This window comes from Mycobacterium hainanense (genome assembly GCF_041890355.1).
GTDB classification, from domain to species: Bacteria; Actinomycetota; Actinomycetes; order Mycobacteriales; family Mycobacteriaceae; genus Mycobacterium; species Mycobacterium hainanense.
The window spans coordinates 2,852,676-2,876,057 of record NZ_CP169059.1; the positions used below are offsets into that span (position 1 = coordinate 2,852,676).

At 67.5% G+C, this 23,382-nt stretch carries 28 protein-coding genes; 13 read left to right on the plus strand and 15 right to left on the minus strand.

What is annotated here, in order from left to right:
* Both ACEL92_RS13350 and ACEL92_RS13355 read left to right on the plus strand, forming a co-directional pair.
* A complete protein-coding gene (locus ACEL92_RS13350) occupies positions 1-1,014 on the plus strand; it encodes an alcohol dehydrogenase catalytic domain-containing protein (protein WP_374026001.1) in 1,014 nt (337 codons plus the stop codon).
* 14 nt (positions 1,015-1,028) lie between these two features.
* A complete protein-coding gene (locus ACEL92_RS13355) occupies positions 1,029-1,577 on the plus strand; it encodes a YceI family protein (RefSeq protein ID WP_374026002.1) in 549 nt (182 codons plus the stop codon).
* An 11-nt stretch (positions 1,578-1,588) separates the two neighbouring features.
* On the opposite strand, the gene ACEL92_RS13360 is transcribed toward ACEL92_RS13355, so the two are convergent.
* On the minus strand, positions 1,589-2,695 hold the full coding sequence (locus ACEL92_RS13360) for a hypothetical protein (RefSeq protein WP_374026003.1): 1,107 nt from the start codon (positions 2,693-2,695) through the stop codon (positions 1,589-1,591).
* 592 nt (positions 2,696-3,287) lie between these two features.
* Here ACEL92_RS13360 and ag85B point away from each other — a divergent pair.
* On the plus strand, positions 3,288-4,283 hold the full coding sequence (gene ag85B, locus ACEL92_RS13365; protein ID WP_374026004.1) for a diacylglycerol acyltransferase/mycolyltransferase Ag85B: 996 nt from the start codon (positions 3,288-3,290) through the stop codon (positions 4,281-4,283).
* Between the two features lie 73 nt (positions 4,284-4,356).
* Here ag85B and ACEL92_RS13370 read toward each other — a convergent pair whose 3' ends face one another.
* Positions 4,357-5,037 carry a hypothetical protein gene (locus ACEL92_RS13370; RefSeq protein ID WP_374026005.1) on the minus strand — a complete coding sequence of 227 codons (681 nt, stop codon included), beginning with the start codon at positions 5,035-5,037 and terminating at the stop codon, positions 4,357-4,359.
* Between ACEL92_RS13370 and ACEL92_RS13375 the strand changes: the two genes are divergently transcribed.
* The 9 genes from ACEL92_RS13375 (at position 5,030) to ACEL92_RS13415 (ending at position 11,479) form a co-directional block, all read left to right on the plus strand.
* On the plus strand, positions 5,030-5,611 hold the full coding sequence (locus tag ACEL92_RS13375) for a chorismate mutase (protein ID WP_374026006.1): 582 nt from the start codon (positions 5,030-5,032) through the stop codon (positions 5,609-5,611). The two genes, ACEL92_RS13370 and ACEL92_RS13375, sit on opposite strands and share 8 nt — an antisense overlap.
* 132 nt (positions 5,612-5,743) lie before the next feature.
* On the plus strand, positions 5,744-6,154 hold the full coding sequence (gene rpfC / locus ACEL92_RS13380; protein ID WP_374026007.1) for a resuscitation-promoting factor RpfC: 411 nt from the start codon (positions 5,744-5,746) through the stop codon (positions 6,152-6,154).
* Positions 6,155-6,192: 38 nt separating this feature from the next.
* Positions 6,193-6,666, plus strand: a complete 474-nt coding sequence (locus tag ACEL92_RS13385; RefSeq protein WP_374026205.1) for an SRPBCC family protein — start codon at positions 6,193-6,195, stop codon at positions 6,664-6,666.
* A 6-nt stretch (positions 6,667-6,672) separates the two neighbouring features.
* Positions 6,673-7,506 carry an SDR family oxidoreductase gene (locus tag ACEL92_RS13390; protein ID WP_374026008.1) on the plus strand — a complete coding sequence of 278 codons (834 nt, stop codon included), beginning with the start codon at positions 6,673-6,675 and terminating at the stop codon, positions 7,504-7,506.
* 13 nt (positions 7,507-7,519) lie between these two features.
* Positions 7,520-7,939: a lipoprotein LpqH gene (locus ACEL92_RS13395; RefSeq protein WP_374026009.1), complete on the plus strand. Its 420-nt coding sequence runs from the start codon at positions 7,520-7,522 to the stop codon at positions 7,937-7,939.
* Positions 7,940-7,993: 54 nt separating this feature from the next.
* The gene (locus ACEL92_RS13400; protein ID WP_374026010.1) at positions 7,994-9,325 is read left to right on the plus strand and encodes a cytochrome P450; all 1,332 of its coding nucleotides are present in this window, start codon (positions 7,994-7,996) and stop codon (positions 9,323-9,325) included.
* A gap of 74 nt (positions 9,326-9,399) precedes the next feature.
* The gene (locus tag ACEL92_RS13405; RefSeq protein WP_374026206.1) at positions 9,400-9,849 is read left to right on the plus strand and encodes a nuclear transport factor 2 family protein; all 450 of its coding nucleotides are present in this window, start codon (positions 9,400-9,402) and stop codon (positions 9,847-9,849) included.
* 463 nt (positions 9,850-10,312) lie between these two features.
* A complete protein-coding gene (locus tag ACEL92_RS13410) occupies positions 10,313-10,504 on the plus strand; it encodes a hypothetical protein (RefSeq protein ID WP_374026011.1) in 192 nt (63 codons plus the stop codon).
* A 33-nt stretch (positions 10,505-10,537) separates the two neighbouring features.
* On the plus strand, positions 10,538-11,479 hold the full coding sequence (locus ACEL92_RS13415) for a DMT family transporter (protein ID WP_374026012.1): 942 nt from the start codon (positions 10,538-10,540) through the stop codon (positions 11,477-11,479).
* 116 nt (positions 11,480-11,595) lie between these two features.
* On the opposite strand, the gene ACEL92_RS13420 is transcribed toward ACEL92_RS13415, so the two are convergent.
* The 9 genes from ACEL92_RS13420 to bfr form a co-directional block, all read right to left on the minus strand.
* A complete protein-coding gene (locus ACEL92_RS13420; protein WP_374026013.1) occupies positions 11,596-11,844 on the minus strand; it encodes a DUF3761 domain-containing protein in 249 nt (82 codons plus the stop codon).
* Positions 11,845-11,945: 101 nt separating this feature from the next.
* Positions 11,946-12,380: an SRPBCC family protein gene (locus ACEL92_RS13425; RefSeq protein WP_374026014.1), complete on the minus strand. Its 435-nt coding sequence runs from the start codon at positions 12,378-12,380 to the stop codon at positions 11,946-11,948.
* On the minus strand, positions 12,380-13,213 hold the full coding sequence (locus ACEL92_RS13430) for a lysophospholipid acyltransferase family protein (protein ID WP_374026015.1): 834 nt from the start codon (positions 13,211-13,213) through the stop codon (positions 12,380-12,382). Before ACEL92_RS13430 ends, ACEL92_RS13425 begins: the two co-directional genes overlap by 1 nt.
* A 31-nt stretch (positions 13,214-13,244) precedes the next feature.
* A complete protein-coding gene (locus tag ACEL92_RS13435) occupies positions 13,245-14,354 on the minus strand; it encodes an amidohydrolase family protein (RefSeq protein WP_374026016.1) in 1,110 nt (369 codons plus the stop codon).
* A 10-nt stretch (positions 14,355-14,364) separates the two neighbouring features.
* Positions 14,365-15,717 (minus strand): glutamine synthetase, encoded by a 1,353-nt coding sequence (locus ACEL92_RS13440; protein WP_374026017.1) that lies wholly within the window; start codon positions 15,715-15,717, stop codon positions 14,365-14,367.
* Between the two features lie 41 nt (positions 15,718-15,758).
* The gene (locus ACEL92_RS13445) at positions 15,759-16,649 is read right to left on the minus strand and encodes a TIGR03854 family LLM class F420-dependent oxidoreductase (protein WP_374026018.1); all 891 of its coding nucleotides are present in this window, start codon (positions 16,647-16,649) and stop codon (positions 15,759-15,761) included.
* Between the two features lie 128 nt (positions 16,650-16,777).
* Positions 16,778-17,272: a carboxymuconolactone decarboxylase family protein gene (locus tag ACEL92_RS13450; RefSeq protein ID WP_374026019.1), complete on the minus strand. Its 495-nt coding sequence runs from the start codon at positions 17,270-17,272 to the stop codon at positions 16,778-16,780.
* 29 nt (positions 17,273-17,301) lie between these two features.
* Positions 17,302-19,374 (minus strand): MDR family MFS transporter, encoded by a 2,073-nt coding sequence (locus ACEL92_RS13455; protein ID WP_374026020.1) that lies wholly within the window; start codon positions 19,372-19,374, stop codon positions 17,302-17,304.
* Positions 19,375-19,458: 84 nt separating this feature from the next.
* Entirely contained in the window at positions 19,459-19,938 is a 480-nt protein-coding gene (bfr, locus tag ACEL92_RS13460; protein ID WP_055405255.1) for a bacterioferritin, read from the minus strand.
* 357 nt (positions 19,939-20,295) lie between these two features.
* Here bfr and ACEL92_RS13465 point away from each other — a divergent pair, with 357 nt between their 5' ends.
* Entirely contained in the window at positions 20,296-20,481 is a 186-nt protein-coding gene (locus ACEL92_RS13465) for a bacterioferritin-associated ferredoxin (RefSeq protein ID WP_374026021.1), read from the plus strand.
* A gap of 6 nt (positions 20,482-20,487) precedes the next feature.
* Here the strand turns inward: ACEL92_RS13465 and ACEL92_RS13470 are convergent, their stop codons facing one another.
* Genes ACEL92_RS13470 through ACEL92_RS13485 form a run of 4 tightly spaced genes read right to left on the minus strand, consistent with a single transcriptional unit; the run spans position 20,488 to position 23,368 of the window.
* The gene (locus ACEL92_RS13470) at positions 20,488-21,237 is read right to left on the minus strand and encodes an enoyl-CoA hydratase/isomerase family protein (RefSeq protein WP_374026022.1); all 750 of its coding nucleotides are present in this window, start codon (positions 21,235-21,237) and stop codon (positions 20,488-20,490) included.
* Between the two features lie 18 nt (positions 21,238-21,255).
* Complete coding sequence (locus ACEL92_RS13475) at positions 21,256-21,699, minus strand: TIGR03618 family F420-dependent PPOX class oxidoreductase (protein WP_374026023.1); 444 nt, start codon at positions 21,697-21,699, stop codon at positions 21,256-21,258.
* Positions 21,696-22,406 (minus strand): hypothetical protein, encoded by a 711-nt coding sequence (locus tag ACEL92_RS13480; RefSeq protein WP_374026024.1) that lies wholly within the window; start codon positions 22,404-22,406, stop codon positions 21,696-21,698. The genes ACEL92_RS13475 and ACEL92_RS13480 overlap by 4 nt, the downstream gene beginning before the upstream one ends.
* A gap of 26 nt (positions 22,407-22,432) precedes the next feature.
* Complete coding sequence (locus ACEL92_RS13485) at positions 22,433-23,368, minus strand: hydrogen peroxide-inducible genes activator (protein WP_374026025.1); 936 nt, start codon at positions 23,366-23,368, stop codon at positions 22,433-22,435.
* Between the last annotated feature and the right edge of the window lie 14 nt (positions 23,369-23,382).

Here is a 23,382-nt window from a genome sequence, read left to right on the forward strand (position 1 = left end):
ATGACAACCCATCGAGCAGTTCACGTAAAGTCGGCCGGCGCACCGTTGGAACTGGTCGATGTCGAAACCAAGCCACCGGGACGCGATGAGGCGCGGATCGCCGTCACCGCCTGTGGAATCTGCGGCACGGACGCGCACTTTGTGGCCGGTAACTTCCCGGGCATGACGTGGCCGTTGACTCCCGGGCACGAAATCGCCGGGACTATCGCCGAACTCGGCGCGGGTGTCGAGGGTTTCGCCGTCGGCGATCGCGTCGCGGTCGGCTGGTTCGGCGGGTGCTGCTACCACTGCGAAGAGTGCCGAAAAGGCCACTTCATTCACTGCGAGAACGGGAAGGTCCCCAGTTACCAGTATCCGGGCGGCTACGCGGAGTCGGTGACCGTCCCGGGAAGCGCGCTTGCCCACATACCGGAAGGGCTCTCCGACGCAGAAGCCGCGCCGATGGGCTGCGCCGGCGTCACCACCTACAACGCGTTGCGTCACACGAAGGCGGTGCCCGGCGACCGGGTCGCCATCCTCGGTGTCGGCGGGCTCGGACACCTCGGGGTGCAGTTCGCGCGGGCCATGGGTTTCGAAACCATCGCCGTCGCTCGCGGCGGCGCTAAAGAGGAGGACGCCCGGAAGTTGGGCGCCCACCACTACATTGACTCGACCGCGACCGATCCCGCGGAAGCGCTGAAGGCTCTGGGTGGGGCGGCGGTCGTGCTGGCGACCGCGGGCAACTCGGCGGCGATGGCCGCAACAGTGGGGGGGATATCGCCACAGGGCGAGCTCGTCACCATCGGCGTCACGCCAGAACCGTTGCCGATCAGCCCCATCCAACTCATCGGGCCCGGAATCAGCATCGTCGGTCATCCCTCCGGCACGGCGAAAGACGTTGAAGAGACGATGCATTTCGCCGTCCTGTCCGGGGTGCGGGCGTGGATCGAGGAGCTGCCACTGTCGCAGGCCGCCGAGGGCTACGCGGCACTGGAGCAAGGACGCGCGCACTACCGCACCGTCCTGACGATGTGATCGCACCGCGGCCTATGACCGACGAGTGGAGCTTGGACGCGTCGAACGGCGAACTGCTGCTTGCCACAGGGGTCCAGGGCCGCGCCGCCCGGATGGGTCACCGACTCGCAATCGCGATGACCCGGTGGCATGCCACCGTGAGCTGGGCCGGTTCCGAACCGGCCACCGTCGAGCTTGTGGTCGAGACCGACTCGCTGGAGGTTCTGCGCGGCGAGGGCGGCGTCAAGGGACTGTCCACGCCCGAGAAAGCGGTGGTGCGGTCCAACGCCCTGAAATCGTTGGATGCTAGCCGGTTCCCCGAGATCCGCTTCGTCACACGGGGCGTCGACAAGACCGACGACGGTTACCGGCTCAGCGGGGAACTCACCGTGCGGGGAAAGACGCGGGACCACGTAATCGAGCTGCGCACAGAGGATCTCGGGGACGAGTGGCGCATGTCCACCGAGTCCACGGTCCGGCAGACCGACTACGGCATCAAGCCGCACTCAGTGCTGATGGGGTCGGTCCAGGTCGCCGACGACGTTGCGTTGTCCTTCACCGCCACTCACGCGAAGGACGCCTGAGCGGCCCGGCGTCAAGGCTGCGGCTGCGCGGGCGCCCGCGGCGCCGTGTCGCCCGTCGGCTCACCGGCGTCGGCCGGGATGTGCTCGAGAACCCTTGTCAGGTAGGGCTGCCGGTTGGCGGAGTCGGGCTGCGGCGCCTCGGGGGCGGCGGGTTCCGAGATCGGTTCTGCGGCGGGAACCTTCGCCTGCGGGGTCAGCGGCGCGACGACCGGGGGCGGCGCCACGGCTTCGGCGATTTGTGGTGTGGGCGGTTGCACCGCGTGCCGAGGGGCCGGCTTGCTGGCCGGGGCCAGCTGGATACCCACGGCGAGCGAGAGAGAGGAGACGAACGTGACCACACCGGCGGCCAGGGTGGTGACGGCGCCGGCGTACGAGAGCTTGCGCGGCGGCACGGGCGTGGCGGCGGGGACGCTGTCGTGCTCCACCAGCTGCTCGTCGGTGAACTCGGTGCTTCGAGCGGCGGTCAGCGCCGCGCCCCGCGCGATGGTTACCTGCACCATCGTTTGCACGAAAACCGGTACGGGCAAGGCTTTTTCGAGCTGCCAGGAGAAACCGTCGACGTCGGCATGCGCGCCGACGACGACAACCCCGCCCGGTTGCCAGCCGTTGCGGTCGAACATGCCGCTCAGCCAGCGTGTCAGGCCGTCGAGGCCGCCGCCCACCTGCTTGGTGGCCGTCCGCGTCTCCCCGTTGTGGGTGTCGACCATGACAACGGTCGTCCCCTCCCGTTCGAGCAGACAGATGGCGGTCTGGTCGTAGCCGATGACCGGCGCGATGGCCTGCGCCAGGGTCTCGACGGCGTCGAGCGCACGGACCGGTATGACGTTGTCGAGGCCCGCGTCGGTGAGCGCTTCCAGCACCAGGGCCGCCTGCACGGACGCGTCGTCGTTCCAGGTCACTCCGATGACCCGCAGCCGGTGATCGCTGGCGGCCGCCTGCGCTTCCACCCGCAATACCTCGTCGGCTACTTGCTCTGCGGTACTGAGGGCGCGCACCCCGCGACCGGCGTCCAGGGCCAGCTCCCGGTGGTCCAGGATGGTGCCGTCCGCGCCGTGTCCTTCAGCGAGAACCCATCCAATGGCGGTCGGCGTCACTGATAGCCCGAGTACCGTGTCCAAAACTTATGCCCCAATCGGTCCCGGACCCCCGACACCCTCACCCACACCGACGCGCACCAGTGAATCCCCTGGTGAGGTGGTTCGTGAGGGCCGGAACGGACCGAGAAAATGTGGTCTACATCGGCTTGCTTCGTGAGAGCCTACGCGGTCGGCGCAAGTCCGGCTGCCCCGGTTCGGCTCCGCCGGACGCTCGCCTGGACGCGCTGGCCGGCGAACGGCCTCACGACGCCGGGAAACCATCGCATGTGCTCGCGGCGATAGGCGATAAAGGTCTTAGCTAGGGAATCGGCTTTTCCGGCGGCGGTTCGGGCAGCGGAACGCGGTTGTCTACGGGACGGGACAGAAAAATGCGGCTTTGTGCGTTGAGCCAAAACCGGCCATGGGACTGCTAGCAGGCATTTTGGCCCACCTGCGGGGGTGTGCGATGGAGAACCGGCCGGCGTGTGCGTCTGTGGTGCCCTTATCCCGGCCGCGAAAATGGTGGAAGAAAAGCGATACCGAATCGAGACATCCCCGCGTCCCGATCGACATTCGGCCTATTCACCCGGTAAATTCCTGCTGAGACCGCCATCACATACGACAAGGGGCAGGGATGACAGAACTGAGCGAGAAGGTCCGGGCCTGGGGGCGCCGGCTATTAGTCGGTGCTGCAGCGGCTGTGACGCTGCCGGGCCTGATCGGTCTTGCCGGCGGCGCGCCGACCGCGGGAGCGTTCTCGCGCCCGGGTCTGCCCGTCGAATACCTGCAGGTGCCGTCGGCGGGTATGGGCCGCAACATCAAGGTCCAGTTCCAAAGCGGCGGCAGCGGCTCTCCGGCGGTCTACCTGCTCGACGGGTTGCGGGCCCAGGACGACTACAACGGCTGGGACATCAACACGCCCGCGTTCGAGTGGTACTACCAGTCGGGCCTGTCGATCGTCATGCCCGTCGGTGGCCAGTCCAGCTTCTACAGCGACTGGTACAGCCCGGCCTGCGGCAAGGCGGGTTGCTCCACCTACAAGTGGGAGACCTTCCTGACCAGTGAGCTGCCGCAGTACCTGGCCTCCAACAAGAGCGTCAAGTCCACGGGCAGCGCCGCGGTCGGCATATCGATGGCCGGCTCCTCGGCACTGATCCTGGCCGCCTACCACCCCAACCAGTTCATCTACGCCGGCTCGTTGTCGGCCCTGATGGACCCGTCGCAGGGCATGGGCCCTTCCCTGATCGGCCTCGCCATGGGTGACGCCGGTGGCTACAAGGCCAGCGACATGTGGGGCCCGTCGAGCGACCCCGCGTGGCAGCGCAACGACCCGACACTGCAGATTCCCAAGCTGGTCGGCAACAACACCCGGCTCTGGATCTACTGCGGTAACGGCACCCCGTCGGAGCTGGGCGGGGCCAACATGCCCGCCGAGTTCCTGGAGAACTTCGTGCGCAGCAGCAACCTGAAGTTCCAGGACCAGTACAACGCGGCTGGTGGCCACAACGCGGTGTTCAACTTCAACGCCAATGGCACGCACAGCTGGGAGTACTGGGGCGCTCAGCTGAACGCTATGAAGCCGGACCTGCAGGGCACCTTGGGTGCCACTCCCGGCGGCGGCGGCGGATAACCTCACCTGCCCCGAGGTCACTACTGCGCCCGGCGACGACGCCGTCGGGCGCAGTAGTACGTTATGAGCCTGATCAGCTCGGCCTGGCGAACTCGCCGGTGATATCCGTCCAGGCCGTCGCGTCCGCACGGTGATCGCTCATGTTCCGGCATTGGCCGTAGACGCGCATCACGCCCACGGTCGGCTCGTCGTCGTGCCGGTAAACGATCACGGTGACGGCATCCTTGGTAAGCGTCTTGGCGAAGGCGTGATTGTTGGGCGGTAGGCCCTCGGTCCAGCCGCGGTCGGTCAGCGTTGCGGCGATTCGGCCGAAGTACGTGTCGGCCTGTGTTGCGGGGGGCACCGAGAAAGTGAGGTAGACCGCGCCTTGATACGGCGGGTCGTCACGGTTCTTGCAGGACATCAGCGAGTAGCCGGCCGACGACGTCCGCAGGGCCGCGGCGGCGACGACGTCCTGCGCCGACTGGACGACCTGAGCCCTCGACTGATCGTCACTCAAGGGGCTGGCGGGATGGTCGAGATCGTCGGCGGGCGTCGAATGCAGGCGATCGAGCATGACGATCGCCGCGCCCAGCAACAGTGGGACCGCCAGCGCAGCCGCGATCAGCGCCCGAAACTGCTTCGAACGCAACGACTTTGCCCGCTTCCCGCCTATGCGCTGCGGGGCGCGACTGCCCATGGTCGACGACATCAGCACCTTCAGGCTAACTCCGAAGTGCCCGGCCGCCCGGGACTGCCGCAGAATCATGGTCATGACCGGCCGCCGCAGCACGCTGAGTGCACGCTGCGGCGCCGTCGTGGGCGCGTTGGCGGTGCTGGTCGCATCGCCGGCAGCGGCGGACGACTCCGGGGCTCTCACCGAGTTGGTCGATGCCGCCGCGCGGCGGTTACAGATCGCCGAGCCGGTGGCCGCGTTCAAGTGGCACACGCACGGGCCCATCGAAGACCCGGACCGCGTCCAGCAAGAGCTCGCGGGATTGGCCACCCAGGCCTCCGCCCGGCAGGTCGACCCTGACTACGTCACCAAGGTGTTCGGCGACCAGATCAGGGCCACGGAGGGCATCGAATACAGCCGGTTCGCGTACTGGAAGCTCGACCCCGCCGGCTCGCCGGCCCAGCCGGCGGACCTCGCGGCGTCGCGGTCGGCGATCGACGACCTCAACCAAACGATGCTGGACCAGATGGCGGACCACTGGGACCTGCTGCATTCACCGGCCTGCCCCGCGCAGCTCGACATCGCCAGGGGCGGCGTCGTCCGCGCACGCCGGCTCGACGCCCTGTATCAGCGGGCGCTGGCGTTAGCAACCGAGTCATATTGCCACCAATAATTTATTTTTTCCTCATCGGTTTCTAACACTTTCTTTCTGTGTCGCAATAAGGCCATTTCCGCAGTTGGAAGGCATATCTCGCACCATTTTCGAATAGGTAACGCTTAGGCCACAGCGGCCGAAATCCATCACATGAAAATCCTCTGCAAGCCTCTCGTCAAGTCCCTGGCGGTCGGCGGGTTCGTTGCAGCGTCGATAGCTTCGTCCACCGGTATCGCCACCTCCGCCCCCACGCCCAACTGGGACGCGATCGCCCAGTGCGAGTCCGGCGGCAACTGGCACGCCAACACCGGGAACGGTGAATACGGTGGTCTCCAATTCAAGCCGGCCACCTGGGCCGCATACGGCGGTGTCGGCAACCCGGCGGCCGCGACCAGGGAGCAGCAAATCGCCGTGGCCAACCGGGTTTTCGCCGACCAAGGCGTGGAGGCCTGGCCGAAGTGTGGCGCGCAGTCGGGCCTGCCGATCGGTTGGTACTCGCACCCGGCGCAGGGCATCAAGGAGATCATCAACGGTCTGATCCAGGCGGCGGTTCCGCACTGACGATCAACCATCGTCGCGCTCTATGACGTAGCGGCAAGCTGTGTTTGGATCAGCGCATGGAAGGTTCGGCGACTGTTCATATGGCGGCGTCCGCGGACAAGATCTGGGACCTCATCGCGAACGTTCACAACGTCGGACGGTTCTCCCCGGAAGTGTTCGAAGCCGAGTGGCTGGGTGAGGCGAGCGGCCCGGCCCTCGGCGCCAAATTCCGCGGGCACGTTCGTCGCAACGAGATCGGGCCGGTGTATTGGACGACCTGCGAGGTCACCGCGTGCGAACCCGGTCGTGAATTCGGATTCGCGGTGCTGCTCGGTGATCGGGCGGTCAACAACTGGCACTACCGGTTGGCGCCGAGCGGCGGCGGTACGGACGTGACCGAGTCGTTCCGGCTCAGCCCCGCGCCGTGGCTCGGCCTCTACTGGGTGTTCGGTGGCTTTCTGCGTAAGCGCCGCAACGTCCGCGACATGACCAAAACCCTCAACCGCATCAAAGACGTGGTCGAGGCGGGCTGACGCGCCGTGAAATCGGTCTTCATCACCGGCGCGGGCAGCGGCATGGGGCGCGAGGGCGCAAAACTGTTCCACGCCAAGGGCTGGCGAGTCGGGGCCGTGGACCGCAACGAGGACGGCTTGGCGACGCTGCACGACGAACTGGGCGCCGACCGGCTGTGGACGCGTGGGGTCGACGTCACGGACAAGGCGGCCCTCGAGGGCGCCCTGGCGGACTTCTGCGCCGGCAACACCGGCGGCGGGCTCGACATGATGTGGAACAACGCCGGCGTCGGTGAATCCGGCTGGTTCGAGGACGTGCCCTACGAGGCCGCCATGCGCCTCGTCGACATCAACTACAAGGCCGTGCTGACCGGCGCCTACGCGTCGTTGCCGTATTTGAAGAAGTCGCCTGGCAGCCTGATGTTTTCGACGTCGTCCTCGTCCGGGACCTACGGGATGCCGCGCCTGGCGGTCTATTCGTCGACCAAGCACGCGGTCAAGGGCCTGACCGAGGCGCTCAGCGTCGAATGGCAGCGACACGGGGTCCGCGTCGCCGACGTGTTGCCCGGTCTGATCGACACCGCCATCCTGACCACGACGACGAATCACTCCAACGACGGCCGTGCGCCGATGACGGCGGAGGAGCTACGCGCCACCGCGCCCAAGAAAGGCATGCTCCGCTTGATGCCGGCCAGCAGCGTCGCGGAAACCGCGTGGCAGGCTTACCACAACCCGAAGCGGTTGCATTGGTATGTGCCCAAGAGCATTCGGTTGATCGACTTGTTCAAGGGCCTGAGTCCGGAGTTCGTGCGACGCAGCATCGTCAAGTCGCTGCCCAGGATGATGCCGGATCGGCAGTGAAGGAGGTGAACCGGTGCGAAACCGGTTATGCGCGGTCGCCGTCCTCGTGATCGCCGGTGTCGGCCTCGCGGGTTGCGGTCAGGCCCAGACCACGCCGCGGAAAGCGGCCCGCCTGACCATCGACGGCGCCACGCACAGCACCCGGCCACCGTCATGCAGCCAAAACCAGCAGTACCGAACCATCGACATCAAGGACCATGACGGCGGGGTCGAGGCCGTGGTGCTCACCAGTGGTTATAGGGTGATGCCCCAGTGGGTGAAGATCCGCAACGTCGACGGGTTCACCGGCAGCTTCTGGGAAGGCGGGGTGGGCGACGCGCACGCCGAGGTCACCAACGACGCGTACACGATCACCGGCAGCGCCTACGGCATCAACAGCAGCAACCCCAACAAGGTCATCACGACCGACTTCAAGATCAGCGCCGAGTGCTGACCCGGTCGGCGTTCGCACCTAGGCTCGAAAAGACATCGATCGATGGAGGGGCCGGTGAGGGAACGACTGCATTGGTTGGCGATGCACGGATTCATCCGGGGTGTCGCGACGCTCGGCGTCCGGCGGGGAGACCTGCATGCCAGGCTGATCGCCGACCCGGAGGTGGCCGTCAATCCGGTGGCCTATTACGACGAACTGCGGGCCGCGGGACCACTCGCCAAGGGCCGCGTGAGCTATCTGACCGCCGAGCATGCGCTCGCCCATGAGCTGTTGCGCTCCGACGACTTCCGCGTGGTGACGTTCGGCTCCAATCTGCCCAGGCCGTTGCGGTGGCTGGAGGGCCGCACCCGCGACGGCCTGCTGCATCCGCTTCGGGCGCCGTCGCTGCTCGCCGTCGAGCCGCCGGACCACACCCGGTATCGCAAGACCGTGTCGGCGGTGTTCACTCCCCGGGCGGTCGCCGCGTTGCGAGACCGCGTGGAACAGACCGCCACCGACCTGTTGGACCGGCTGGCCGCCGAGTCCGGCGCCTCACCCGTCGTCGACATCGTGGGACGGTACTGCTCGCAGCTTCCGGTCGCGATCATCAGTGACATCCTCGGCGTACCGGAGCCGGACCGGCGGCGGGTGCTGGAGTTCGGTGAGCTGGCCGCGCCGAGCCTCGACATCGGGCTGACGTGGCAGCAGTACCGCAGCGTGCAGCGAGGGCTGGCCGGGTTCAGCTCCTGGCTCGATGAGCACCTGAGCCGGCTGCGTCGCGCCCCGAGCGACAATCTCATGAGCCAGCTGATTCAGATAGCCGAAAGTGGCTCCGCCGACATGTATTTGGATGAGAACGAGCTACGGGCGATCGCCGGGCTGGTGTTGGCCGCCGGATTCGAGACCACGGTGAACCTGTTGGGGAACGGGATTCGCGTGCTGCTGGACGCCCCCGACCGCCTCGACATCCTGCGCGGCCGCCCCGAGCTGTGGCCCAACGCCGTCGAGGAGATCCTGCGGCTGGAGTCGCCGGTGCAGCTGACCGCTCGGGTGGCGTTGGGTGACGTCGAGCTGGCCGGCCAGCGGCTCCGGCGGGGTGACGTGGTGCTCGTCTATCTGGCCGCCGCCAACCGCGACCCGTCCGTCTTCGACGATCCGCACCGCTTCGATATCGAACGACCCAACGCCGGAAGGCATCTCGCGTTTTCCGGTGGCCGGCACTTCTGCCTGGGCGCCGCGCTGGCGCGCGCCGAGGGCGAAGTGGGGCTGCGCACGTTCTTCGACCGCTTCCCCGAGGCGCGCGCGGCGGGCGCGGGCAGCAGGCGCGACACCCGCGTGCTGCGGGGCTGGTCGTCGCTGCCGGTGGCGCTGGGTCCGGCGCGATCGATGGCTCACGTCGACGGCTAGGGGGCGGCCGCGCTGAGTCCGTTGTTGACACCCGTCCGGCAACCGAGTTTATTTGCGCTATGACAGACGTTTCTATGATCTCGGTCGAGGATGTCGTACTCGGGCTATGGCAGGCGCTCTCGCGGCGGGACTGGGAGGCGGTCAAGACGTTCCTGTCCGATGACTGCCTCTACGTCGACATGCCGGTGCCGGCGCTGTCGGCGCGCGGACCCGAAGACATCGTCAAGCGGCTCAAGATGGGCCTCGAGCCGCTGGCCGGTTACGAGAACCACGACGGCGTGCTGGTGTCCAACGGGTCCGACGTGCTGTACGAGCACTCCGAGACATGGACCTTCACGACGGGCGAGCAAGGCGTGCTGAGATTCGTGACCGTCCATAAGGTCGCCTCGCAAGAGGGGAAGGTCACCGTCTGGAAAGACTATTGGGACATGAACAGCCTGGTTTCGTTCGCGCCGCCGAACCACTTCGAGAACCTCGCGAACGCGGACACCAGTTGGGTGTTCGACGCGACTAGCTTGGTCTAGCAGACTCGTCCACGTCCCGGATTTAGACGCGTAATCGTTGCCCACCGCGTTACGTGCCATCTGACATTATCTGCTCTCCTGGCGCGAGGGGTAGCCCGACTGAGAAACGCGTCGGTGCACCTAATGACCTTGGCGCCGTGGCGCGTTGGGCATCCGCGTTCGAGAGGGTCCGCCTGGCCAATGAGGCCCTCCGACGCGGGGCGGTCACGCTCGCGATGCGCTGACAGCACTGGAGGCGAGCAACTGCGGCGCCAAAAATCATTTCGGGGGGTCGTCTGACGACTTCGAGGCGGGCGCGTCGACCGAGGCTGGTTGCAACTCGATCCCGCGATCCTTGCCAAATGGATAGGAAACCCTATCGCTAGAGGCAACTCAATCTGGCTTCCCGGTCATTCCGGAAGCGGTGCTTCGTCGATCACCATTTCCTTCATGATTCGTCACCAACTAGGCAACGGCAACGCACATGACCGCCAGTAACCTCCACCCGTCGACTGCCGTCGACGAGCAGAACCGTCTGCGGTCGGCGCTCTTAAAGAGCGTGCGGGCCGCCTTCATCGTGGCGGTGACTGGGGGCACGTTGGCTGGGACCGGGCTGGTCCTGTGGCTGTTGAAAGCGCTCGCGACGAGCAGGTACGGCAATTACTTCGGGGTTTAGCCCGAAGCGATCTCGGCATCTCGAGGAGGTCCCATGTTGAAGTCGGATATCGCGGTTGTGCTCGCCCTGTGCGCCGCACTGGCATCCGCGATCGGCGCGGTGAGCCGTCAACAGTCCGCGCATGAGGTCACCGACGAACCCGTCGGCCACTGGGAGTTGTTCCGGTTGTCGTTGCGCGACGCCCGGTGGTGGCTTGGCGGCGGGGGAGCCGTTGCCAACTACAGCCTGCAAGCCGCCGCGCTGGAGGTCGGGTCGGTGATGTTGGTGACGGCGCTGCAGGTGACGGCGCTGCTATTTGCCCTGCCGGTCAATGCGCGGCTCACCCATCAGCGGGTGACTCGCCGGCAGTGGATGTGGGCGACGGTGCTCGCCGTCGCTTTGGCGGTGGTCGTCACGGTTGGCGACCCGAAGGCCGGGCAGTCGCAGGGGTCGCTGACAACCTGGACTGTGGTGGCCCTGGTGTTGGGTCCGCTACTGGCGTTCTGTGTCCTGGGTGCGCGCATTTGGCCCGGTCAGCGTGCGGCTGTACTGCTGGCGGTGGTGGCCGGTTCGTCGCTGGCCCTCTTCGCGGTGCTCACCAAGGCCGTCGTCGCGGCGGCCGGACATGGTTTCGGGGCGCTGCTATGCGCGCCGGAATTCTATGTCTGGATACTGGCGGCGTTGGCGGGGATGATCTTTCAGCAGTCTTCGTTTCGCGCTGGTGCGCTGACCGCCTCTATGCCGTCGGTGACGGTGGCCAAACCAGCGGTGGCATCGGTTCTGGGCATTGTGGTGCTCGGCGAGACCCTCAACGCCGATGGCGTGGGCATGATCGTCCTGGCGTCGGCGGTGATAGTGGTGATTGTCGCGATAGTGGCTCTAGCCCGCGGCGAGGCCCATACGGGCACTGCTGCCAGCGGACCGCGTACGGACGGTTTCGAGGTCCGCGCGAACGCCGACGCCAGTTGGGTGTTCGACTCCGCGGCCTTGGCGTGACGGTATCCCGTTGCGCTACAGGATGTTCGGCGATGCCGACGCTTGGGCGTTCGGATGGTCACCCCTCGTCCTCCGACCATCCGATCGCCGTAAGCAGCGCCGGTCATCGCCGACCGCTACAAGTACTGCTGGACTCCCCCGTGTCCGTGGCACGTGCCGCCCGAATGCGGATGCTCGCTGAACGACCAGCTGCCGTCCGCGCATTTCGCGGTGGCGCCCGGTGGCTGTGAGCCGCCCTGCTGCGGATACGGCACGCAGTCGCCGGAACTGGCGGTGTAACACCCCGGCGACGAGTAGGCCGGTGCTGCCACACCACCGGCGGCCGCCGCGATGGCCGCGGCGACAAGCGTTGCTCGGAGCAACATGCCCCCAAACCCTTTCTTCGATGCGTTTGGTGACGTTGCCCGATTCGTCGATCGGAGCCTATGCCGCGCGGGGATTTGTTGTGGGGCGAATTGGAAAAATGCTACGACTCGGCGAGTATCCTCAGCCGCTTCAAGGTGTCGGCGACGGTGCGTCCCACCTGGCGCACGGCGATCCGGTCAGCGATGTACCCGAGCAATCCCCCGGGCGCCTGATACGACAGCCGGAACGTCACCTTCGTGGAGCCGTCGCCGCGGTCGCGCAACCGGATCCGCCCACGCAGCGTAACCCCGGTGATGCCCACCCAGGCCAGGTCCCGGCCTTCGTCGAATTCGACCACCTCGATCAGCCCGCCCACGGGAACCGAGCCGATCTTCCAATGGACGGTGTAGCGGGCGCCCACGCCGGCCGGCTTGTCGTTCGACGACTCCCAGCGCTCCAGGCTCGTCATGAACGACGGGTAGCAATCCGGGTCGCTGACGATCTTCCAGACCGCGTCGCGGTCCGCGTTGATGACGCAGCGGCGTTCGACGCGCATCAGCCGATCACCGGGAATCGCCGTTCAGCGGCCAGTCGGTCGACCCCGCCCTGCAGGCTGGCCATCACCTTGTCGTGCACCGCCTGGTCGTCCCCGTCGACCTCGATCGGGTCTTGAACCTCGATCACGATCTTGGTTGGCAACGGGATGTGGCCGGCCAGGTCGCTGATGTTCAGGCCCCAGGGCAGTGCCAGCGAGATCGGGATGCTCTTGAGGCGCAGCAGCTTGTCGGCCATCAGTAGTCTGGCCAGCCACTGCCCACGGTTGAGGAACAACGCGCTTTCCTGCCCGCCGACGCTGGCGACCGGCACGATCGGCACCCCGGCCTCACGGGCCAACCGCACGTAACCCATCCGGCCGCCGAAGTCGACCTTGTGACGCTCCCACGACGGCCGAAACACCTCGTAGTCGCCGCCGGGGTAGACCAGCAGCGCCGCCCCGGAATCCAATGCGAGACGGGCATTTTCGGGGTTCGCGGCCACGGTGCCGAACTTGCGTAACCAGCCCAGCGGCGGAGCGGAGACGACGAGGTTGTGGGCCAACTGGTAGAAGGGCCGCTCGACACCGAAGTAGGAGCAGAACGCCAGCGTGAAGACGAAGGTGTCGGGGGGCACGTTGCCGCCGCTGTGGTTGCCGACCAACAACACCGGCCCCTCGGCCGGGATGCGGTCCAGGCCCCGCACGTCCGCGCGGAAATAGAACGAGGCCAGCAACCAGGTCCCCGGCAGCTGGTCGCGAATGTAGTCGGGGTCCCGCTGGTCGAGGTCGGCCTTGGGTACCCACGACACGACCTTGTCGCGGGCCCACTCCAAGACGCCCCTCGCGGTCGCCATAACCGCCGGTATACCCCGGTGTCACCGGTGGTCAAACGCGGTACAGTCCTGCGGCGTTGCCGTGAGCGATCAGGTCGACCACCCGGATGGCGTCGGCTTCGCTCCAGTCGTCGTCGACGACGAAACCGCGCAGCACCCGATGAATTGCCCTGCGCCACAGGGCCGCACCGAGAAAATGGAGTTCCGCGGGGCCGAACCCGTCCGACGAATAGAGGATCTTGCCGAAGGGGGCCAGCTCCAGCAGCCGCGCGATGAAGGCCGGTGACCGCGCCCCGAGTTGGTTCACGCTCAACCCGCCGTCGACATAGACGTGGTTGAACGCCTGCGCCAGGTATCCGGCCTCGCGCTCGTAGGGATAACAATGCAACAGCACGATCGGGGTGTCCGAGGACTGCCGCAGGAAGTCGAGCAGCAACAGGGGGTTGGTCTTGTGCAGGTCGCAGTCCCGATCGCCGAGGCCGACGTGGAATTGCAGGGGCTTGCCCAGCCGCAGCGCCTGATGCAGCCCGAACCGGAGCAGCACCCGATCCTGCAAGCGGGTGCCGCCGCGGTCGCGCCACCGGAGGGCCGCCTCGGCCACCTGGGCCGGCGCCGGCTCGCTCAGGTCGCCGTCGAACCCGCCCCGGTAGGCCAGGATCGACTTGGTGCCGACGGCCGTCGCCGCGCGCCGGTGCAGGATGTCCTCGAACGCCGCCGCGTAGTCGCCGGGCGCCCGGGCGGCTTGCTCGGCGACCTGCTCAAGGCGGATCACCTCGTGAGCGCGGTTACCGGACGACTCGGCCATGTCGGCGGGGCCGGCGGTGTCCGCGCCGATCCCGGTGTCGACCAGCCAGTCGCTCACCCCCGCGGCCGGCAGGAACATGCGGGCCAGTTCCACCTCGCCGAACTGGTCGCGACGTTCCCAATATGATTGCGGATCTGCGTGTTTTGGGAGCCCAAGGACGGGCCCGCAATGGGCGCGCACGGCGAAGCCGAGTTGCGTGTCGAATCCCGAGCCCACGATGGGTTCGGTGTTGGCCTCGTTGAGCGCGTTTTCGAACCGATTCCGGTCCCCCGCCGTCATCCAGCAACCGTGGACATGCTGATCGATCAGGGTCACTTCGTCGATGTGGCCGGCCAGCGCGCGAGGTTCGGAAACCATGGCTAGCCCGTCACAGGCTCCAGGCCATGCGGAACTTGTCCGCCAGTTGCTCGGGGCCCAGGTCGCCGTATCGCTCGTGTTCCAGCGAGCGGACGGCGACCACCATGTCGACCGCGGCATCGCCGAGGATGCCCCGCATCAGCTTCGAATCGTTCAGTGCGGCAATGACTTCGGCGTGGTCTCGATTCAGACTCGCGATGCCGTCGCGTTCACGTTCGGAGGCGGCGAGGTCCGCCGGGTCGACCACGACCTCTGGGGGCAGCGGCGCTTGCCGTTCGATCCCGTCCAGCGCCAGCCCGAGGATCGCCGCCGACGCCAGGTACGGGTTCGCGGACGGGTCGACGATCTTCACTTCGACGTTGCCGCCGCGCGGATTGCCGAGCCCACCGGCGATGAATCGCACTGCGGCTTCGCGGTTTTCGGTTCCCCAGCAGGCGTACGAGCCGGCCCAGTTGCCGGGGTGCATGCGCAGGCCGGACACGATCGACCCGCACAGCAGGCCCTGCGCCTCGGGCAGCCCGTGGACCACCCCCGCCACCGCGTGCTCCCCCGCGGCCGTCATGCCCCGGGCGCCCGCGCCGTCCGAGAACAACGGCCCGTCGCGCGTCGTCAGCGAAAAGTGTTGATGAGCACCGGACCCCACGCCGTTGGCGAAGGGCGCCGGCGACAGGCTGATGCGCAGCCCGTGACGGCGGGCCACCCTCCCGACGATCAGCCGCAGCAGCACCAACTGGTCGGCGGCGGCCACCGGGGACTGCGGTGCCACGGACAGCTCGAATTGGTTGGCCCCGTATTCGGGGTGGAACTGCTCGATCGCGATGCCCGCCGCGCCGGCCGACCGGGTGACGTCGCGGACGAACGCCTCGTGTTCGAGGACGCCGGCCAGGCCGTACTGCGCCCACAGCGTCGACGGGAGGCGATCACCGTCGGGACCTACCAGCAGGAATTCGACCTCGTGTCCGATCACCGCCTCCACGCCGGCTTCGGCGAGCGCGGTTTCGACCCGGCTCAGCGTGCCGCGGGCGCAGGCGGGCACGGGCGCCCCGTCCTGGGAGAAGAATGCGGCGGGCGCCCATGCCAGCCCGTCACCGACGATGCGCAGGGCGGACAGGTCGATGCGGAGCCGCTGGTCCCCGATCACGCCGACATCGCGGGTGAGGGCGATGCCGCTCTGGTCGATCGCGAAGGCGTGCCACGACGGGCTGGCCCCGAGGCCGGGATCGGCGAAGGTGTTGGTCCGCCGGATCGGGACCGTCTTGGCCAGGGTGAGCCCGGCGGGATTCACGACGGTGCCGATGACCGTGTCGACGCCCTCGGACTCCAGCTGGGCGATCGCCGCGGCGGCAAGCGGGGTGCCGGTCATGGCAGTCATTGTGCAGGGTCGGTAGGCCCGGGCTCGCGAATTCAGTTCTGGCGGGCGGTCAGCTCGCTGACGAACCGGTCGAGGAAGCCGTCCAAGGGCGCGCCCCCGGCCAGCCGGATGACGAACTTCGTCAGTCCCGCGTCGATGTAAGCGTCCAGCTGCCGGTGCAGCCGATCCCATCCGACGGCGATCAGATCGGCGGGATCGACGTCCGGTCGGCGGCTGCGGGCCGCCGCAGCCAGCGTCGGGGGCAATTCGCCGTCGACCGCGTCCACGACGGCCAACGAGATCCCGAAGTGATCGGGCTCGATCCGCCTGCCCGCCTGCGCCGCGGCGCGTTCGATCGCCTCGCGGCCGATCCGCGCCTCCGCCGGTGTCAGGAAACTGCCCAGCCAACCGTCGGCCAGCGCGCCGATGCGCTGGAACGCCGCCGGCGCCGAGCCGCCCAGCCAGATGTCCAGCGGGGGTTGCGGCTTGGGCATGACGGCGGCCCCGCTGACGGTGAAGTACCGGCCTTGGTAGCTAGCCGAGTCCTCGGTCAGTGCCGAGCGCAGCACCCGTAGCGACTCGTCGAACACCGCGGCCCGCTCGCCGTCGGGAACCACGAACACCTCGCGCTCGGCCGGAATCGCCGACCGCAGACCGAAGACGGGAAGGACCCGCTTCGGCGCGACGGCCGCCAGCGACGCCAACTGCTTGGCGACGAGGACCGGGTGCCGCCCGGGCAGCACGGCCACGGAGGTGCCGACCTTCAGCCGGGTCGTCCTGGCCAGTGCGTACGCCATCCCGACCACCGGGTCCACCGCCGGGGAGTACACCAACTCGGAGAACCACAAGGAGTCCACGCCGTTGGCCTCCAAATGATCGACGATGGGAGCCAGTCGATCCGGTGTGGTGTCTGCACCCAACCCGACGCCGAAGCGAATCTTCACGCGTAGGGCAACGCGCTGACGCGGCCTTTTGTGCCCGCCAGATATAACCGGCTGCGACGCCTTTCGGGCGCGTCGTCGCAGCCGGTTATGTGTCGCGGTGTGATCGAAGGCGGGTGCGCCCGCCGCGGCTATGCCCGGCTGGGGATGGTCAGCTTGCAAGCCTGGCCGATGTCGAGAGTCCGCAGGACGCGGCCCATGCCGACCCACAGCGCGCACGAAAGGGCCAGATCGGCCAGCAGCTCGTCGGAGAAGTGTTCGGAGCACCGGCTCCAGAAGTCCTCGTCGTCGCGCAGACCCGTGTGATCGCTGGCGAAGCGGTCCGCGAACTCGGCAGCCAGCCGCTCTTGTTCGCTGTAGCCCGGCCAGGTGCGCCACTGAAGGGCGTGGTCGTACAACTCCTCGTCGACGCCGGCGGCGGGCCCGTCCTCGTCGCGGGTGTTGACGCAGACCACGCATTCGTTGCGGTGCGCGATCACGGCGCGCGCCAGTTCGCGGGTGCGCAGCGGCAACCGGTTCTTGGTGTAGACCGCGTTGCTGAAGCCGCCGAGCGCGCCGCCGATGTCGGGGGACTTCACAAACCAGCCGGCCAGGTCGTCGTCAGCAAATGTTCCGATTCGGCTCATGGCGTGATGGTACGCTCGCGCCGCGCGTTTCAGGCGGTCGCCGCCGGGATCTTCATGGTGGGACGGTCGTCGCTCCAGTCCCGTTGCGCGAGAACGCGGCCCGCGACTCGATTCAGCGCCGCTTCGACCACCCGACGATCCGGTCGCCCGTCGAATCCCGGTGAGCGGGCGAGCTTGTCGACCAGCCAGCCCACCAACAGCGAGTGCACGTAGTCCACCTGCTGGGCCCCCGCGGGTGTCAGCCACAGTTGATCGCCGTCGCCGCGGGCGTATCCGGTGGCGATCAGCCGCGAAAAGGTGGGTTCCAAGACCTCGAACGGTATCCGTAGGTAGTCGGCGATGTCGGTGAGTCGGGCCGTGCCATGCATCTGCCCGTAGCGGTTGATGCGCAGGACGCCCCACAATCCGGCCACGTCGAGCCGGCAGTCAGGACGCATGGCTATGCTGCGCAACCGCATGCCGGGCACACCGCGCAGCATGCGTTCGACCGCGTTCTCCAGCATCTGATCCGGGGTCTCGGTGCTCGGCATGCCGAACGCGTCGCCGAGATCGATTGTGCTGTCGTGCATCTCCCGCAGCGGAACCTGGCGCAGGAACAACGCGAGGACGAACCCCACCAGTGCGACCGGAACCGCCCATCCGAACACGTGGGTGAGCGACTCGGAATAGGCGGCGACGATCGGAGCGGCCGCCTCTCGGGGCAACCGGTGCAACGCCTCCGGTGACGCGGCGGCTGCGGCCGGCGCGCGGCTGGCTACCATCGCCGGGCCGATCCGGCTGTGTAGGAAGTTCGTGAACAGCGAACCGAAGATGGCGGCGCCGAACGAGCTGCCGATCGTGCGGAAGAAGGTGACGCCGGAGGTCGCGACGCCGAGGTCGTCGAAGCCCACGGTGTTCTGCACGATCAGGACCAGGGTCTGCATGCACATCCCGATCCCGGCGCCGAGGATGACCAGGAACAGCGACTGGACGAACACCGATGTCGACGGGTCCATCCGCGACATCAGAAAGAATGCCACTGCCATGACGGCGGTGCCGGCGACGGGGAAGACCTTGTATTTGCCCGTGCGGCCGACGATGACTCCGCTGCCCATCGAGGTGGTCAGCATCCCGATCACCATCGGCAACGTGCGCAGGCCCGACGTGGTGGCCGAAACGCCGTTGACAAACTGCATGTACGTCGGCAGGAACGTCAGCGCGCCCAGCATGGCGAACCCGACCACGAAGGACAGGACGCAGCACACCGTGAACACCGGACTGCCGAACAGCCGGGTCGGCAGGATCGGCGCGGCGGCGCGGCTTTCCACCCAGGCGAAGAGGCACAACGCGATCACCGAGCCGGCAAACAGGCCGATGATCGTCGGCGATCCCCACGGATACGTGGTCCCGCCCCAGCTGGTGGCCAGCGTCAGCCCAGCGGCGCCGAGGCCGACCAACAGGATGCCGGTGTAGTCGATGGCCGGTTTGGCGCGCTCGGACAGCGCCGGGATGGCGGCGGCCGCCACGAAGAAGACCACGACAGAGATCGGCACGTTGATCCAGAACGCCCAGCGCCAGGTGAAGTGGTCGGTGAAGTAGCCCCCGAGCAAGGGACCGATCACGGTGGTGACGCCGAAGACCGCGCCCATCGCGCCCTGGTAGCGGCCGCGGTCCCGCAGCGGGATCACCTCGCCGATCAGGGCCATGGCGGTCACCATGAGCCCGCCGCCGCCGATGCCCTGCAGCGCGCGGGACGCGACGAGCATGCCCATTGAGCTCGAGAGGCCACACAGCACCGATCCGGCGACGAAAAACACGACGGCCGCCTGGAACACCCGCTTGCGGCCGAACAGGTCACCGAACTTGCCGACGAGGGCGGTGATGATGGTCGACGCGAGCAGGTAGCTGGTGACCACCCACGATTGATGGCCTGCGCCACCAAGATTGGCGACGATGGTGGGCAAAGCGGTCGCCACGATCGTCTGGTCCAGCGCGGCCATCAGCATGCCGAGCAGGATCGCCACGAAAATGAAATTGCGTCGCTGCGGGTCGACCGCGACGTCCCCGGGTCCCGTATCCGAAGCGCGGCCGGCCGGAGCCGCCGCTGGTGTCGCCCTCGTCATGCCCGCCTTTCCACGGCTTTCGATGGTAGTGAGTGCCCACGGTCGACCCGCGGCAACCAGAACCGAGAAAAGGCGCGCGGTGTGTTAGCTCGGCGGCCGCGAGACGCACTGCGCGGAGTAGAGCTCCACGCCGAGCTTGTCCATCAGCTCAAGCTGCGTCTCGAGGTAATCGATGTGCTTCTCCTCGTCAGCCACGATCTCTTCCAGCAGGTTGGCGCTGGTGGTGTCCTGCTTCTCGCGGCACATGATGATGCCGGGCTTGAGCCGGTCCATCACCTCGTACTCGATGGCCAGGTCGGCCTCGAACTGCTCGCGCAGCGTCTGGCCGATCCGCAGCGAGAACAGCCGCTGGTAGTTCGGCAAACCGTCCAGGAGCAGGATGCGGTCGGTGATCGCCTCGGCGTGCCGCATCTCGTCGAAGGATTCCGCGCGGGTGTGCTCGGCGAGCTCGGTGAAGCCCCAGTTGTCCTGCATCTTGGAGTGCAGGAAGTATTGGTTGATCGCGGTGAGCTCGCCGGTCAACTGCTCGTTGAGCAAGCGCAAAACATCCGGATCCCCTTGCATGATCACTCCCCTACGGTGACGGTCGAAACGGTGGTCATTCCAGGGCCTCGGCGGGGTGTGCTGGGCTGCGTACGCCATGCCGGGCCGTAGTCGCACTTTGCCATGCCGGGGTGCAATCTTCCAGCAAGGTATGGCTGTGCTCAGTGTGTGTCCCGCGCCGCTCGGGTGACCGACGTTGCTGGCGGGTAAGGTTAGACTGCACTAACTAACTTAGGTTAGACTCAACTAATATTGCCGTCGGTTCGGCATTTTCTTCGGGAATCCCCATGACAGGGACGCCGAGAGGGAGGACGAATTGAGCGCGCGCGGCCAGGTCGTCGAGGAAGGGAACGTCGCCCGCATGCAGGGGATGCGCTGATGTACGTCTGCCTGTGTGTCGGCGTGACCAACCACACGGTCTCCGAGGTGGTCGCCCGGGGCGCCTCCACCTCCAAAGAGGTTACGGCGGCGTGCGGGGCCGGCGGCGACTGCGGGCGCTGTCGGAGGACGTTGCGGGCGATCATCGCCGCGTCGGCGAACCTCGAGGCCGCCCCGTCCCGTTAGCCCCCGTCAGCGTTTGTTGAAGTCCGCCAGGGCCGCGGCGTTGGCCTGGGCGCCCATCAGCTCCGCGAAGTGCGCGTTTTCCCGCGCCGTGGCCGCGGCGATCTCCGGCCGGACCGGCTCCACCATGGTGTGCTTGACCGCCATCAGGCTCGAAATCGGGCGGCTGGCAAGGATTTCCGCGTGCCGACGGGCTTCGGGGAGTAGATCGTCGGGCTCGCAGACCCGCCAGACCAGGCCCATGCGCAACGCCTCGTCGGCGTCCACCCACTCCGAGGACATCAGCAGCCAGGCGGCGTTCTGCCGGCCCACCAGCTGCGGCAGCAGGTACGACGACGCCGCCTCCGGCGCCACGCCCAGGCTGGTGAACGGGCACTTCAGCCGGGCGGTCGATGACATGAATGCCAGATCTGCGTAGCCGAGGATGGTGGCTCCGATCCCGACCCCGACGCCGTTGACCGCACAGATCAGCGGCTTGGGGAACGCGCTGAGGGCGTCGATGAGCCCGATGAAACCGTGCTTGCCCGGGGTGAAGCCCGGATCGGTGATGCGGGTCTGCATCTCGGCGAGGTCGGTGCCGGCGCTGAAGCCGCGGCCCGCGCCGGTCAGCAGCACCACGGCGACCTCGGCATCCTCGGCCGCGGCCAACAGCGCCTCCGCCGTGGCGTCGTACAGCGCCTCGTTGAACGCGTTCAGCGCCTCTGGCCGGTTCAGCGTGAGGGTGCGCACCCGCTTGTCGTCATCGATCTGCAGCGTCACGGCTGCAGCCTAACCACCTCAGCCGTTGCTGTAGACGCGGGTGGGCGCGATCAGCACGACGGCGCGCCGCTCCTGGGCCATGACGCGGTCGTAGGTGTCCCAATCGTCGTGCGTGCCGCCCGCGGCGGTGAAGACATCGCGTAGCAAGAGCCGCAGCTGGTCGTCCGTGGTCAGCCAGGGCTGGGCATCCTCGGGGCCGGCCAGCTCCGCCCGGCCCTCGACGGTCGCCCACTGCCAACCCTTGCGGAAGGTGACCGCCAGCTGCGGGCGCGCGCGCAGGTTGGCCAGCTTGACCCTGCCGTAGGTGGTGAAGCCCAATACCTCCTGGCCGCTGGCCGGATGCGGCAACAGGCCGACGTTGACCAGCGACGCCTGCACCGTTGCGTCGGCGCGGACCGTGGAGACGACCGCCAGGCCACTTTCCGCCGCGGCCAGGCTCACGGCGTCATGCAGAGATGTCATGTGGGTTCCTCGATGAACGGTGTCTTGAAGACGTAGCGGCTGGTGGGGACTGTGTCGATGTTCTCGTTGGCGCCGAACGCCGTGGTGCTGGCGACCATTCGGCCCAGGCGGTCCTGCAGGTCCTTGTCGTCGGCGGCACCAAAAAAGGCCTTCAGATCGGTGATCGCCTCCGCAGGGAACAACTCCTCGACGATGCCCGCGATTCCCGGCGCGTCCGGGGTGAGGGCGCGCACCACCCAGTTCTGGGTGTAGCCGAAGGTCGACTGCGTCTCGATGGCCACCGAGGTGTGGTCGCGCTGCCACCGGTTCAGCCACGTTGACTGGTCCAGGCCCTCGGGCTTGCGCAGCAATGCGATATTTGCCAAACCCGTTGTGCGCGAACCGGACTCGTTAACCGGCGCCTTGAGCGGGACCGATTCGGTCACCAGGTACGCGGCGAGGTGTTCGCATTCGTCCGCGAGCAGCTCCAAAGCCGCCGCCATCTGCTCGCCGTAGCACTGCTCGGTCCACATGCTCACCACCGCGGCGACCGGCGGGTCCAGGGTCGTGAGCGTCATCAGTGAATGGCGCACCGCGTCGTCGCGAACGTTGACCGCCAGCCCCGGCAGTCCCAGTGCCCGCAGGCCATCGGCGACGGGGCCTCGCTGGCGGGCGCACCACTGATCGTCCGAATCGGCACGCATGAGGACTGCGATGACCTTTTCCATGGGCTGAACCTACCGCTGGCGTCGCGTTATTTGACCAGCCGCACCTGGTGCCGGCCGCTGATCAGCGTGCCGATGATCCCGGCCAGCTGGCGGTAGGACTCGTCGCGACCGCTCGACGAGCGGTACACCAAACCGATGCGCCGCCCGGGGCGGGGTGCGGCGAACTGCGCCAGGCCGAGGCGGCTTCTCGTCGCCTCGACCGGAACCGCGCTCTGCGGGATCAGCGTCACCCCCAGTCCGCCCGTGACGCATTGCACCGCGGTGGCCAACGACGCCGCGCGGGTGTTGGCCAACTCGGCGCGCACGCCGGCCTTGTGGCACACGTCCAGCGCCTGGTCACGCAGGCAGTGGCCCTCGTCCAGCAGCAGCAGCGGCAGGTCGGCCAGCGCCGTCGCCGGGACCCGGCGCTTTCCGGACAGCGGATGTCCGGGCGGCAGCGCGAGCACGAAATCCTCGTCGTAGATCGGTATTGCGGTGATGCCGCCGGCGCCGGCGGGCAGGGCGATCAGCGCCGCGTCGAGCGCACCCTCGCGCAATACCGTCAGCAGCCGTTCGGTCTGGTCTTCGGTCACCCGCAACGTCATGTCGGGGAATCGCTCGGCGAGGCCGGCCAGCACGGTCGGCAGCACGTAGGGCGCGACCGTCGGAATCAGGCCCAACCGCATCCCCGCCCGCAGCGGGTCGGACGACCCGGCGGCCGCGGCGGTGAACGCGTCCACCGCCTCGACGACGGCCTGGGCGCGCGGCAACAGCTCGAGGCCCTCGGCCGTCAAGAGGACACGCCGCGTGGAGCGCTCGATGAGCTGGCTGCCGAGCCCGGTCTCCAGCGCCGCCAGCGCCTGCGACAGCGTCGATTGGCTGACGCCGAGAGATGTTGCGGCACTGCTAAACTGACGCCTTTCGGCGATAGCGACGAACGCGCGCAGACCGGCGATGGTGGGCTGATAACTCTTATCGGGCATACCTATAAGTGTAG

Coding starts and splice junctions, on each gene's coding strand:
- ACEL92_RS13350 (WP_374026001.1), top strand. CDS start 1: ATGACAACCCATCGAGCAGTTCACGTAAAGTCGGCCGGCGCACCGTTG.
- ACEL92_RS13355 (WP_374026002.1), top strand. CDS start 1,029: ATGACCGACGAGTGGAGCTTGGACGCGTCGAACGGCGAACTGCTGCTT.
- ag85B (WP_374026004.1), top strand. CDS start 3,288: ATGACAGAACTGAGCGAGAAGGTCCGGGCCTGGGGGCGCCGGCTATTA.
- ACEL92_RS13375 (WP_374026006.1), top strand. CDS start 5,030: ATGGTCATGACCGGCCGCCGCAGCACGCTGAGTGCACGCTGCGGCGCC.
- ACEL92_RS13370 (WP_374026005.1), bottom strand. CDS start 5,037: ATGACCATGATTCTGCGGCAGTCCCGGGCGGCCGGGCACTTCGGAGTT.
- rpfC (WP_374026007.1), top strand. CDS start 5,744: ATGAAAATCCTCTGCAAGCCTCTCGTCAAGTCCCTGGCGGTCGGCGGG.
- ACEL92_RS13405 (WP_374026206.1), top strand. CDS start 9,400: ATGATCTCGGTCGAGGATGTCGTACTCGGGCTATGGCAGGCGCTCTCG.
- ACEL92_RS13410 (WP_374026011.1), top strand. CDS start 10,313: ATGACCGCCAGTAACCTCCACCCGTCGACTGCCGTCGACGAGCAGAAC.
- ACEL92_RS13415 (WP_374026012.1), top strand. CDS start 10,538: ATGTTGAAGTCGGATATCGCGGTTGTGCTCGCCCTGTGCGCCGCACTG.
- ACEL92_RS13420 (WP_374026013.1), bottom strand. CDS start 11,844: ATGTTGCTCCGAGCAACGCTTGTCGCCGCGGCCATCGCGGCGGCCGCC.
- ACEL92_RS13425 (WP_374026014.1), bottom strand. CDS start 12,380: ATGCGCGTCGAACGCCGCTGCGTCATCAACGCGGACCGCGACGCGGTC.
- ACEL92_RS13430 (WP_374026015.1), bottom strand. CDS start 13,213: ATGGCGACCGCGAGGGGCGTCTTGGAGTGGGCCCGCGACAAGGTCGTG.
- ACEL92_RS13435 (WP_374026016.1), bottom strand. CDS start 14,354: ATGGTTTCCGAACCTCGCGCGCTGGCCGGCCACATCGACGAAGTGACC.
- ACEL92_RS13440 (WP_374026017.1), bottom strand. CDS start 15,717: ATGACCGGCACCCCGCTTGCCGCCGCGGCGATCGCCCAGCTGGAGTCC.
- ACEL92_RS13450 (WP_374026019.1), bottom strand. CDS start 17,272: ATGAGCCGAATCGGAACATTTGCTGACGACGACCTGGCCGGCTGGTTT.
- ACEL92_RS13455 (WP_374026020.1), bottom strand. CDS start 19,374: ATGACGAGGGCGACACCAGCGGCGGCTCCGGCCGGCCGCGCTTCGGAT.
- bfr (WP_055405255.1), bottom strand. CDS start 19,938: ATGCAAGGGGATCCGGATGTTTTGCGCTTGCTCAACGAGCAGTTGACC.
- ACEL92_RS13465 (WP_374026021.1), top strand. CDS start 20,296: ATGTACGTCTGCCTGTGTGTCGGCGTGACCAACCACACGGTCTCCGAG.
- ACEL92_RS13475 (WP_374026023.1), bottom strand. CDS start 21,699: ATGACATCTCTGCATGACGCCGTGAGCCTGGCCGCGGCGGAAAGTGGC.
- ACEL92_RS13480 (WP_374026024.1), bottom strand. CDS start 22,406: ATGGAAAAGGTCATCGCAGTCCTCATGCGTGCCGATTCGGACGATCAG.
- ACEL92_RS13485 (WP_374026025.1), bottom strand. CDS start 23,368: ATGCCCGATAAGAGTTATCAGCCCACCATCGCCGGTCTGCGCGCGTTC.